Here is a 12,150-nt window from a genome sequence, read left to right on the forward strand (position 1 = left end):
CGGCTTTATTAATAATGCCGGTCGTAAAAGGTGACAACAGCTTCTATTTGGAGGGGTAATGACTCATTTTGCGAACATTAAAGTGACACCGTACTGGATGGACCCTCATCCAACAAAGAAACGGTATGCCGACCGGGAAATGCCGAACAAAACCGATGTCCTGGTTGTGGGCAGCGGCTATACCGGCGTGGTTACGGCGCTTCTGCTGAAGAAAGCGGGCGTGGACGTCACCTTGATAGATAAAGAAAGAATCGGCTCCGAAGCCAGTGCCAAGAACGGGGGCATGGTGCTCAGCGGCCTGAGCGTCAGTCTTTTTAAGGTTCTGAAAAAATTCGGGCAGGAAAAATTGGTGCGTTTTTTCAGGGAATCGCTTGAATCCATAGACTGCGTTGAAAGGCTGGTGGGCGAGGGAAACATCGATTGCCACTTTGCCAGAAACGGATTTCTGGAGGCAGCCTTCAAGCCCGCCCACTACGAGGGGCTGAAGGTCGAACAGGAATTTCTGGCCACAAAACTCAATCACACCACCTCGCTGGTCGGACCTGAGGATATGCGCGCCGAGATCGGATCGGACTTTTACCACGGCGGACTGGTCGAACCCATGAGTGCCGGCTTACACCCGGCCAAATATATTGCCGGTTTGATACGCATGGCCGATGAGGCCGGCGTAGACCTGCACGAAGGGGTAGAAGCCCACCAAATCGACAAGGTTGGGGGGAAAATGAAAGTGTTCACCAACCGGGGGACCGTTGCGGCGGACCACGTGGTTGTCGGCACAAACGGCTACACCACCAACGTAACTCCCTGGCAAATGCGCCGTGTCGTTCCGGTCGAAAGCTTTATGATTGCCACGCAGGAACTGCCGGCGGAAATCGCCAAGGGGCTTGTGCCCAAAGACAGGATGATTTTCGATACCAAACGGTTTTTGTATTACTTCCGCCTTTCCCCCGACGGCAAACGCATGCTCTTTGGCGGGCGCCCAAAACAGGCCTGGAAGACGGCCATTCACAAGGCAAAAGCCATGCGTAAAGAAATGCTCAAGGTGTATCCGCAGCTTGAAAAATATGTCATCGACTACTGCTGGTTTGGAAAGGTCTGTTTCACCGTGGACCGTTTTCCCATTATCGGTCAACGCGGCGGGATGGCTTATGCAATGGGATATTGCGGCCACGGTGTGGCCATGGCCACCTATTTGGGCTTTAAACTTTCGGAAATGATCTTAGGCAAGGGGCTGAACACCGTATTTGCCGACAAGAAATCCATTCCGATCCCTCTATACCGGGGCTATCCATGGTTTCTGCCAATGGCGCACAACTATTTCAGGTTCCTCGACCGGATCAAATAGCCTGTTGCAGAGGGGTAATGATGATGCAGATAAAAAAATTGAGCTGGGCGGTTAAGGTTCCATTTGAAAAAACTTGCGGTGCGGCTTCTTTTCGGCGGTCGGGCTAAAATTTCAACGGCCCCCATCGTCCATGCCGCTTTATTCAGGCAAACCCTGATTGCTTCCGGCCCTTCATTTATTTTATCGCCCTTAGCCAAAGCGGTATTTTACCCCGTAGCCGCCCATTGGATAGGACCATTGGATGGCGTCCCTGGGGCAGATGATGCGGCAGGCCCCGCATTCGAGGCAGCCTTCGTAATTGAATACCAGCTCTTCTCTTTTCCCATCCCATTGGTAATTCTCGGCACTGCAAACGACCAGGCAGGGACGGGTTGTGCACTCGCGGCACAGTTCCTTTTTTACAACGATGTGGGCGTCCTTGTGGGTTTTGATTTTTACAAAGGCCATTTTGTCATCGACAGACAACCTATTTTTTCCACTCATAATATCGGCTCCTCGTTTTTCTCTTAATCGCTTCGGCAAATCGTGCCGGGAAAAGGCATAGTTTAATAAAAAAAGTGACCGGCCAGCGCAGCCACACGGGCAATCTGAATTGTCCGATGCCTAAATAGAGTTCAATCGGCAGAGAAAAGAAAGGCTCGGAAAGATACTGTACATCCGTAAGCCACCACCGGTTGTAAAGATCAGCCGCTGTTTCCATCTCGCAAGTCGAAGCGGATCTGTTCGGGCCGGCATAGTAGTCGCTTTCCCTCCGGCTTCTGTGTATCATGCCAAGTAAGGCCGTAGTGTCTAGGTACCTGACATAATGTTTTAAGCTGCGTTTGCTGAAGTCTTGCTTTTTAACGGCATCTCCGATGGTTTCCGCCGCCATCATTCCGGACAGGATACAGGTAGGCACCCCCATACCGGTAGTGGTGGCTGTAATGCCGCCGGCCTCACCACAGAGAATCACCCCGTCTCCGTAAAGGTTCTCCGGCGGTATCCTGCCGCCGTCGGACAAAATGTGGGCCTGGTATTCCCGTAGCACAGCACCTTTGATAAGGTTGTTGACATAAGGGTGCTCTTTGAGTTTATCCAGCTGCTCATGCAGCCGGATATGCTTCTGTTGCAGTTCATCCAGGCGGGCAAAAACCGCCAGGGAAATGCTGTCCCTGTTGGTGTACATTGTTGCTGAAAATATATCCAATTCATTCAACCGGTAGCAGTAGATGCCCTGCTCGCAGGCGATGCCGTCTGTCAGCTGGAAGCGTTCGTTGATGACAGCGGCGGGAAGGTCGAGCACCTCCTTGACAGCCAGATAACACCGTTCAGGTTTCCAGGTCGTAACCAGTCCGGATTTTTCACCGACAACGGTGTGATAACCGTCCGCACCCACGACCACATCGGCATACAGTTCTTCTTCTCCCACTTTGACCCCGACCACCTGGTCGCCGTCTTTAATCAAGTCGCCCACCTTCATGCCGCTCATTAGCTGAACGCCGGCATCAACGGCCTTCTTTGCAAACCAGGCATCGAACTTTCTTCTGAAGGCGGTAAATGCTATCGGGTCATCGACCCAGCGGTAGTTGTGGCTTGTAAGCGCCTTGGAATCGTTTGGGCCCAGATACACCTGGTCCGTACGCACGACCATTCTTTCAAAAGGCAGATCCTTTCTGAAATCCGGAATCAAGCGTTTTAACTCAGCCGCATACAGTACAAAAGAAGACACATTCTTTTCACCCGGCACCCGTCCCCGCTCGAACAGAACGGTCTCGACCCCCTTGCGGGCCAGAGCAAGTGCACAGGCCGAACCGGCAGGGCCGGCACCGACCACGATGCAAGTTACTTTATCCATGCTTCATCCTTTTCCGTGTTGCCTGTCAGGGTGAATATACCGGTTTTGTTGCCGCATCCAACCACTCATGGTCCACTTGGATTTGGGTCCATTTTCTGGAAAAGAAGCCGGCGAACATGAACAGGCTGTGAAAAACCAGGTAAAGGGCAAAGGCGCTCCAGGCTCCGTAGATTCCGAAATCGAACACCCGCGTGAACAAAAGGGTGCAGCCAATGATACACACAACATTGGTGGCAATTTCGGATATGAGTACATAGCGCCCCCAACCGTTGTGGGTAAAAATAACCTCAAAAGGAAACCCGACCGCCTCAATGAGTAAAAACGGGGCAAAAAACCGCAGGGCCTTTGACCCGGCTTCCACCAGAGCGGCATCCGCATTGAAGACACGCACGATGTGATCTGGGAAAAAGAAGATCAGCCCAAACATTACGACACCGATCAGGATGGCGATGACTTCCGAAGCATAGGCATAGCGAACGGCTTCCCTTTTCTTTTCTTCTCCCAGGGCATTACCCACCAGGATGGAACCGCCTTCGGCAAAGCCGCCCACCATGGTCCTTTTCAGGACGAATATGGTAAATACGATGTGCGTTGCAGCCAGATACAGGATGTCGAGGTTGGCGATCATGGATTCATAATAGAGGAATATGAAAAGGGCCGAACCCAATTGGGCGATAATGGGGCTTGCTGAACGCAGAATGCCGTTGATGATATCCCCACGCAGATTTGTAAACGTCAGGCAATGATAGGGCCTTACATCTGTTGCCAACAGGGCATATCCGACCAGAAAGACCGTGCCCAGGCTTTGGGCGATGACCGTTCCCAATGCCGCGCCCATAATACCTAAAGCCGGGAACCCGAATTTACCAAAAATAAACATGTAGTTGAACACGACGTTCACCAGGTTCAGACCGATCGTCGCCACCATGATGATCTTGGTTTGGTTGACCGCTGCCAGAAAGCCATAGATGGCATAAAAAACGCAAGCAAGCGGCATGGCCCATTTGAGGGTGGCGATATAGGCATAGGCCAGCGGTATCAAGTCCTTGTCGTCTAAGAGCATGTTTAATATGGGTTTTGCAAACAGGCCAACGGCAATGGCGCCGCACCCGACCACGACAGACACGATGAGGGCGTTGTCCAGGGTCTCGCCGGTGCGCTTTTTCAAGGCTTTCAGGGTGGCTGGATTCCGGTCAGCTTCTTTCTTTTGTCGGCCGAACCGTCGAGAGGCAATGGACTGGGTTCCCGGCGCCAGGGGCCAAACGATCACCCACAGCAGTTCACCGAAGATGGTGGCGATGCCGATGGCTGCCAGGTAATCGGTTCCCAGCCTCCCCACCATGACAGAGTCGGCAAGGACCATTAGAAATTCCGACACGAGTCCGGCTAAAAGGGGCGCTCCCAGAATAAGTATTTTTTTTAAATGGCTGTGATTCATATGTTTTCGAATCGGCCTATCGAAATTAACACGAAGTTGTGTATATTTCGTTAAATATATGGGTTGATAGTTGCGATTGTCAAGAATATATTAGCGAAATACGAAAATTTAAAAAACAGCTGTGGCGTGTCCGGCGGCGTGGCGAATAGAGGGAACTACACTTGGGAGGGAGCGTCCGCCTGTTTGAAGCGGGCGTCAGTCGGCGGTTACAACCTTGGGCAGCGGTTTGATGAAGTTTTGTCTCAGGCTGTAGGTGTAGGCCCCCTGGTTGGGAACCATCAGGATGTCACCTGTCTCGATGGCCGTGCCAAAGTAGAAGTAGCCCCATACATCGTGGGGTGTGCATAGGGAACCCAGGATGTGACATGGGGTTTCCGTCAGCGAAGGGCGGGTCAGGTTTAGCAATGGAAAGTAGTCGCTTTCAAAGCGCTCCCAGCCAATGGCGTTGGTTCCGGCATCGGTGATCACCAGGTCCGGCGCTTTTTTGTCTGCCACGGTGACCAAAAGGTGCATGGCTTCATGACTGAGCCAACGGCCGGGTTCAATACAGATGCGGCCAGGCAATATGGAAAAAAGATGTTCATGGATGGCTGCGCCCAGCTGTTCGGCGACGCTTTCTATGGGAACGGCCGGGAGACAGTGGTGGGATGCGGGGCACTCCGGTGCATACCCCAATGCCTGTCTTGCGCGTCCGGGCGGGGTGGCATCGGGGTGCAGCCATTCACCTTCTTCGGGCCAATAACCGCCGCCGATATCGATAAATTCAATGGCCTTCCTATGGGCGGGTGACAGTCTTCCGATGGTCTTGCCGAGCTTTTGGATAAAGGCGATCTGGGGGCGGGGGGACAGGTTCCAGCTGGTATGAAATTGCAGCCCGCTCAAGCGGATGTATGGGCAGCGGTTCGCCGTCCGGAAGAAATCCTCGATCGCGTCCACGGAGATACCGAATTTGCGCCAAAGTCCACTGGGATTCACGGTCAGGCGCACGCCGCAGTTCACCGTCTGCTTCAGCCTGGATGCCACCGCTGCCAAGCGCTCCATCTCACCCGGACTGTCCATCAGGATGGTCACCCTGTCGGCATGCCTTGCTGCCAGAAGCAGTTCATGGCCAACTTTTCCCGGACCGCTGAAGACGATCTCCCTGGCATCCAGCTCAAGGGCCATTTTGAGCTCAAGCCCGCTGGAGACATCCAGGCCAAAGCCGCGCGCCAGCAGGCATCTGGCCACATCGGGGTGGTTGTTGCTCTTTACGGCATAGTAAAAGCCCACTGGTGAAAAGACATTTTCAAAGGCGGCTTTGAGTCGATCGGCTCTGGCCTTCAGCACGGCGGTGTCCAGCAGGTAGAGGGGGGAGCCGTGGGTTCGGACAGCTTCCAGGAAGCGCCCGCGCTGTTCAAAATAAGGGGCGACAAAGGCCTTAAGCTTATCTGCCGACAATTCAGGCACAGGATGGGATAAGAGATGGCTCAGGGAGCGCTGCAAATCTTCGTTGGACGGGCCCATATCAGGCCACCTCCACCGGGATGCGGTCTAAAAGTTGGTTGCACTGGGCGTGAATATCCGCGCTGTCATCCGGAGCAAAGATCATGTGTCCCAGAAGCCATGATTCATAATCCGCGGGTGGCAAGGTGATCCGGTGGCCAGGCTGTTGAATCACATGTATTTCCATTACGCGCGGGTCGCTTGCGACGGTGTCGACGTCGACACTTCTGAGCGTACCGCTGCGCCTGGCCAGCACCCTTACCCCCACCAGGCGTTTTGCCGAGGAAAGCGGTGGCGGCGGCTCGATTTGCTGCCGGGAAAAATCGATCTGCAACTTGAGTATGTCCAGACCGTATCCGCAGCGCAGTAAAAAGGGCAAACAGTCCCCTCCCGGTCGAGGAGCCAGTTCCAGCAGAACGATGGTATCCCCACTGATAATAAAATCGAGCATACACACGGCACGTTCGAGCCCCAGGGCCGCTGCACATTGATATAAAAGTCGGTTAAAACGCTTTTCACTCACCCATACAGGCAGTTGTGCGGGCAGTAAATAACCCAAAATTGTACCGAACGGTTCGGTCGGCGATTTTATTTTTCGGGCCAGACGGATAACCCGGGCTCGTCCATCCTGCAAAATAAAGTCACAGCTATACTCATGCCCTTCTATAAACCCTTCGGCCATGATCAAAGGACCGACAGCCGGTATCAAGGATCTGTAGAGTCTGTGTTTGCAGCGTTCCTGCAAGCCTTTATGAATTTGATCATAACGATCCGCGCAGGCTTGCGCATCGGTGCATTCGAAGACCAATTCACTGCCGCTGCCGTTGGTTGGTTTGAGCACCACAGGACCGCCGACCGTTCTGAAAAAATCGATGGCCTCGTCTGCCGATCCAACGATGGCAGCAGGCGCCGTGCTTAATCCGTGTTTCAGCCAAAGATGTTTGGCCGTTAATTTGTCGCGGCAGTTGCGTACGGCCTTCACCGACGGATAGGGCAATGAAAAGTGCTCCGCCAACACTGCCGTCAGTTCCATGGATTCGCAGTCAAAGCAGGCAATTCCCTCTAGGGCCAGGCCGTGTATTCTGAGGTGTTTTTCAAGCAGTCCGAGCGCCCCACGGTAATCGGTCAGGTCGCAGCACAGCTCGTCGGAAGGCTCCGGAGATCCTTCGGTGGCCGCGCGGCGAACCTTTGCGTCGGTGAAAAAGAGAGCCTGTCGCGGGCAGGAATGCTGGATCCACTCGATATAGTCCGGCGTGGTGCCGACCACCAGGATCCTGAGATCAGGCTGCGAAACTGGGCTGCCTGAACCAAAACTGTGATTCATGCCGGATCTCCATGGTATGCGGCCGTTGTATCTGGAAAAGTGGTCGGGGGGTAAGGTGAAAGCGCTGCTTCCAGTTAAAATCACCGCAAAGAAAATCTACCAGGGCGATCTTCCGGTCGCAGGCCCACTCAAGGTGGTGCAGATTGATCATTTTTGCCACCCCTGGAAAATCTGCGTGGGTTCCTCCGGCAAGCACGGAGTAGGTGTTGTTCCAGACGGCTCCCATGTCAACCGCTGCCACACGGCCTCCTATCAAAACGGTGGTGACCCGCAACATGTCGTTGGCCAGAAGCCATGCGGCCAAGCTCTCGAAGGCACCTAAAAAACGAGTGTCGTAAAAGTAAGATTTGTCTTTATAGTACTCCAGGTTCAGGCGAAACATCCATTCCAGATCAGGCGCGTGGTTGTGCCGAAATGAGATGCCGCTGCTTTTAAGATGGTTGATCTCACTGTTCAGTTTTTTCCGCGATTTGCCGGTAAACGTGTTCCAGTAGCCCTGCATTGCAAACTGGTATTGACCGGGAAAGAAGAGATAGCCGACCTCGTCCTCGGTCGTTCGGCGTGCCATTTCCAGCCGGTGGTTCGGGCATAGATAACGGATCTGCGTACCCTGGGGCATCTGGTCCAGAAGCGCTCTGGCAGACGCGGAATCGGCAGCAACGATTTTGTTTTGTTCAAGCCACGTTTGTCCGTGCCACACCTCGCCGGGAAAGTGGCCGAAACAGTCTTCTTCGTCGATCCAGCTCAATGCAAGCAGGCCACATACCCGATGCCCCCGGGTGGCGACTAGAAAGTGGGGCTGATGGTGATAGTGCCGCTGAAAACACTCCCGGACCGGCCAAAGGTCGAAGATGCACTGCCGGGGCCATTGCCGCTTCCACAGTGATTCGGCCCTGTCGAGATCATTACACACGTGAATTTTGGGAATCATGGACCGCCCTTTCTTTTAAGGCTTTCCCGCAGGAGCGGTAAGCACTATTTTGGATTGGATCTTTTTAGAATGAGTTTCAGCAAATTGTGTGCCAACCGCGGATATTTTTCTAACCATTCGTTTTATCTATTATTTTAATATAGAGACTGCTTTTGAGGCTTCAATTAGTGGTATTTAGATACTTAAATATAAAATATCGGTATTAGATTACCATTAAATTCAGTTAGGTTTCTTTTTTCTCTTATCACGGATTCAAGCCATCGGAAAAATGATCTATTGCCAATCATATAAAATAGATATGTTGTATTAAAAATCCGTTAAGGCGCATCGTGGATTATTTGGTTGCATTAACGTACCGGTTGTCATATCTTTCACAAACGGCCAGAAAACGGTAACTAATTGCCGATAAAAGGAGTCGGTGGTGATAATAAGGGTTGCACTGGCGATTGAGGACAATCGGTTGCTCGGCTATCTGGAGCGCAAGCTTTCAGCTTCGGACGTACGCATCGAAGCCATTGGGGGGCATCAAGCTGTGTGGGAAAAGCTGATGCGAAGCGCCTGTGATGTTATCATTATCAACGAAGCGCTGATCCCTGGAGCGACTGAAGACGGCATAATAATGCTCAACGACTTGCCGGAAAATCCTACCACCATTGTGATTCTGGACAGAGATGTGGCCGAGGACCACGCACAGCTGACAGCCGCCGGTGCCGATTTGGTCCTCTATGGCGGCATATCCAAAAAAAGCATGTCTGAAGCGATTGAAACCGCGTTGGATTCCAGGCGCCAATATATCCAGGGCCGGCGATTTGACCGCCGCGGAGCATCGGAGCCCAAGCTTGCCGATTTTGTGTCGGAGAGCCGTGCGATGCAGCTGTTCATGGAAGATGTACAGCAGGTCATTGCCAACGATACGCCCATTTTGCTTTTGGGTGAAACAGGGGTAGGCAAAGAGCATCTGGCCAAAGCGATCCATGCTCAAAGCCCTCGATCCGCAGGACCCTTCATAACCGTCAATATGGCGGCCATGCCCGATCAGCTACTGGAAAGCGAGTTGTTCGGCCATGAGCAGGGCGCGTTTACCGGCGCCATACGCTATCGCCGGGGCGCATTTGAATTGGCCCACGGCGGCACCATTTTTTTAGATGAGATTGGAGAGATGCCCCTGCATCTGCAAACCAAGTTGCTGGGTGTTTTACAAAACTATGAAGTCAAACCGGTGGGGGGGGAGACGACTATCGGCCTGGACGTGCGTGTCATTGCCGCCACCAATCAAAATCTGGAAGAGCGGATCAATAATGGCAGCTTCCGGCAGGATCTCTATTATCGTCTCAGCGTGCTGACGCTCGATATTCCCCCGTTGCGACATCGCAGGGAAGATATTCCAGCCATGGTGAGGCGCTTTGTGGCATATTACCGCTATAAAATAGGCCGGGAAATCAACACGGTCCAGGATCGGGCCCTCAAGGCCCTGTGTGAATACGACTGGCCGGGAAACGTCCGGGAATTGATGAATGTGGTCGAACGCGCTATCCTGCTCAGCAAGACCGACGAAATCGGCATGGCCGAACTGCCCCAAGCCTTTCATGGGGATACCACCGATGACCTGAACCTCTTTTCAGGGCCGTCTATCGATTGGCAGGCATTGTTTGAGAAAACCCTTCCCGAAGTTCAGCAAATTGCCTTGGAGATGGTGGAGCGGCGCTATTTGAGGTCGGTGCTGCAAAAAACCCAGGGTAAAATCAATGTAACCGCTAAAATTGCCGGGATTCATCCCCGCGGCCTGTATAACAAAATGAAACGGTATGGATTGAACAAGGAAGATTTCAAGTGACAGGGCATTCAGGTCACTGTCGCCCGGAAGCCAACGATTGTCCGCCCACGGGTGAGAAATTTGTTCGCGAGCATTAGGATGTAAAAAATGATGGAAAAACGAATCGACGCCACAGACATGAGAATCATCCGCCTGCTGCAGCAGAACGGGCGCATGTCCAACACGGACATCGCCAAAAAAGCGGGTATTTCCGAAACCACCGTTCGCTACCGCCTGCAAAGGCTCACCAAGGAAGAATTCATCCAAATCGTGGCCATGGTCAACCCCTTGAAGCTGGGGTTCGGTATCGAAGGCAGCATTCGCATCAAGGCAGACATCAAAGCCATCCACAAGATCGCCGAAAAGCTCAAAGCCATCGATTCCCTCTACTTTGTCGCCCGCAGCATGGGCGTGTATGACTTCGAAACCGAATACTACGTCAAATCGTCGACCGAATTGAAGACGTTGATCGACACCATCAACGCCATCGAAGGCGTCTTGGACACCGAGGTTTCCACCGTCCTGGACTATGTCAAGGAGCGTTATGACTTCGGGGAGATAGGTGAGGGATAGCGCCTCGGAGCAAATCGTCACGGCACGAATTTATCGCTTCTGGCACGGTGCGGTAAAAATTTTCCAGCTTGGCTTTCAGTCGATATGCATCGCAGCGCTGTTATTGCAGGCGCTCTTCCACGATCCGATCCACGGTAATATCCAGCTTAGCCGCCTCCCTGAGGTAGTAAGCGCGCTGTTGGTCGTCAAGCACTTCGGGCGGGAACAACCCTTTCTGATGGATTTTGTCGTTCACGAACATCTTGGTGAACAGCGCTCCGCACTGGCCGGTCAGATAGGTTTCGGCTGTTAAACCCGCCTTTTCGAAAGCTTCGGCCACCCCGGGCGCATTGACGTAATTGTCTATCCGCACCGGCTTGCCATCTTTGGCTCCGTCTACTCGAATCAGGAAGGCGCCTTCTTCGGCCTCCAAGCCTTCGTCAAGAATGGCTTTGATCTCTTCGGGATATTTGGGTGCCGGGGGCGTCAGCGCAAGGGCCAGATCCATGGGCACGATGGTCGTGCCCTTGACATCCACCGGCTTGCTGGAGAGCAGCCCCATGCGGTAAAGGGGTTCGGCAAAATCGACGCCAAAGCCGCCATACTTGAAGTAGATGTTCCGGGCGCCCTTGAGGTATTTGTCGGCCAACAGCCCCATGGTGACCGGTTCGTCGTGGGCGTGTTCCACCATGCGGATTTGTCGGTCGATGCCTCTGAATTTCATCCACATTTCATGGCTGAAGGGTTCCGTCTCCTTGATCCGCCCGTCCTCGTAGCAGTAGGCCGGGCAGCTCATATCGCCTAAGGCAACTTCAGGGGACCACCAGAAAGGCAAGAAGCGCTTGGCCCAGACCCCTTCGTATACATGGATCTGGATGGTGTCGCAGGTGTCCATTTTTTCCACGGTTTCCCGTGTGATGACATTGGCCAGACCCGGAGCTGATCCGGTACTCATCAGGGCCGACAATCCCCTGGCCTCGAATTTGTCACTCCACTCGGTGAGCAGCAGTTCGATGCCTTTGTCAAAAGCAAGGTTCTCGAATTCGGCCGCGGCAAAATCCTGGTAGCTTACCTCAGCTTCCAGAGCGGCCTGCAACGCATTGGGCGACAGGACGATGGGCAGGGCGTTAACGATCAGGTCAACGCCCCGTGCTGCCCGGACGATGTTTTCAACCCTGGTGGCATCCAGCTCGAGCGCCGTGGCCTTTTGCAAGGTGCGCTCCATTTCCTTCACAGCCGCCACGTCGTAGTCCGCGCAGACAATCTCAGCCACATTGGGCTCTTCGTTCATCCGCTTGGCTACGGTGCTGCCCTGTGCGCCGGCCCCGAGCAATAACAATTTTTTCATTTTTGGTTCCTTATGCAATATGACCCAACCGCTTCAGCGGGAAAGCAATCTCTGACAAGATTGAATCACCCCGCTGTCCACCA

Annotated in this window: 10 protein-coding genes; 3 read left to right on the top strand and 7 right to left on the bottom strand. The window is 53.3% G+C overall.

Annotated elements, in window-relative coordinates; all coding sequences use genetic code 11:
* The first annotated feature begins 58 nt into the window (after nt 1-58).
* Complete coding sequence (locus LJE94_04310; protein MCG6909330.1) at nt 59-1,345, top strand: FAD-binding oxidoreductase; 1,287 nt, start codon at nt 59-61, stop codon at nt 1,343-1,345.
* Nucleotides 1,346-1,534: 189 nt separating this feature from the next.
* Here LJE94_04310 and LJE94_04315 read toward each other — a convergent pair whose 3' ends face one another.
* The 6 genes from LJE94_04315 to LJE94_04340 all read right to left on the bottom strand — a co-directional run bounded on the left by LJE94_04315 (nt 1,535) and on the right by LJE94_04340 (nt 8,354).
* Nucleotides 1,535-1,828, bottom strand: a complete 294-nt coding sequence (locus tag LJE94_04315) for a 4Fe-4S dicluster domain-containing protein (protein ID MCG6909331.1) — start codon at nt 1,826-1,828, stop codon at nt 1,535-1,537.
* The gene (locus tag LJE94_04320) at nt 1,812-3,179 is read right to left on the bottom strand and encodes an FAD-dependent oxidoreductase (GenBank protein ID MCG6909332.1); all 1,368 of its coding nucleotides are present in this window, start codon (nt 3,177-3,179) and stop codon (nt 1,812-1,814) included. The genes LJE94_04315 and LJE94_04320 overlap by 17 nt, the downstream gene beginning before the upstream one ends.
* 25 nt (nt 3,180-3,204) lie before the next feature.
* Nucleotides 3,205-4,617, bottom strand: a complete 1,413-nt coding sequence (locus LJE94_04325) for an MATE family efflux transporter (GenBank protein MCG6909333.1) — start codon at nt 4,615-4,617, stop codon at nt 3,205-3,207.
* 195 nt (nt 4,618-4,812) lie between these two features.
* On the bottom strand, nt 4,813-6,120 hold the full coding sequence (locus tag LJE94_04330) for an alanine racemase (GenBank protein ID MCG6909334.1): 1,308 nt from the start codon (nt 6,118-6,120) through the stop codon (nt 4,813-4,815).
* Nucleotide 6,121: 1 nt separating this feature from the next.
* Nucleotides 6,122-7,423 (bottom strand): ATP-grasp domain-containing protein, encoded by a 1,302-nt coding sequence (locus LJE94_04335; protein MCG6909335.1) that lies wholly within the window; start codon nt 7,421-7,423, stop codon nt 6,122-6,124.
* The gene (locus LJE94_04340; protein MCG6909336.1) at nt 7,380-8,354 is read right to left on the bottom strand and encodes a GNAT family N-acetyltransferase; all 975 of its coding nucleotides are present in this window, start codon (nt 8,352-8,354) and stop codon (nt 7,380-7,382) included. The genes LJE94_04335 and LJE94_04340 overlap by 44 nt, the downstream gene beginning before the upstream one ends.
* A 421-nt stretch (nt 8,355-8,775) precedes the next feature.
* On the opposite strand from LJE94_04340, the gene LJE94_04345 reads away from it, so the two are divergent.
* Nucleotides 8,776-10,188, top strand: coding sequence for a sigma-54 dependent transcriptional regulator (locus LJE94_04345; protein ID MCG6909337.1), 1,413 nt, complete (start codon nt 8,776-8,778; stop codon nt 10,186-10,188).
* 87 nt (nt 10,189-10,275) lie between these two features.
* Nucleotides 10,276-10,740 carry an Lrp/AsnC family transcriptional regulator gene (locus LJE94_04350; GenBank protein ID MCG6909338.1) on the top strand — a complete coding sequence of 155 codons (465 nt, stop codon included), beginning with the start codon at nt 10,276-10,278 and terminating at the stop codon, nt 10,738-10,740.
* A 100-nt stretch (nt 10,741-10,840) separates the two neighbouring features.
* Here LJE94_04350 and LJE94_04355 read toward each other — a convergent pair whose 3' ends face one another.
* The gene (locus LJE94_04355; GenBank protein MCG6909339.1) at nt 10,841-12,067 is read right to left on the bottom strand and encodes a saccharopine dehydrogenase NADP-binding domain-containing protein; all 1,227 of its coding nucleotides are present in this window, start codon (nt 12,065-12,067) and stop codon (nt 10,841-10,843) included.
* Between the last annotated feature and the right edge of the window lie 83 nt (nt 12,068-12,150).

This window comes from Deltaproteobacteria bacterium (assembly GCA_022340465.1).
In the GTDB taxonomy this organism is placed as follows: Bacteria; Desulfobacterota; Desulfobacteria; order Desulfobacterales; family B30-G6; genus JAJDNW01.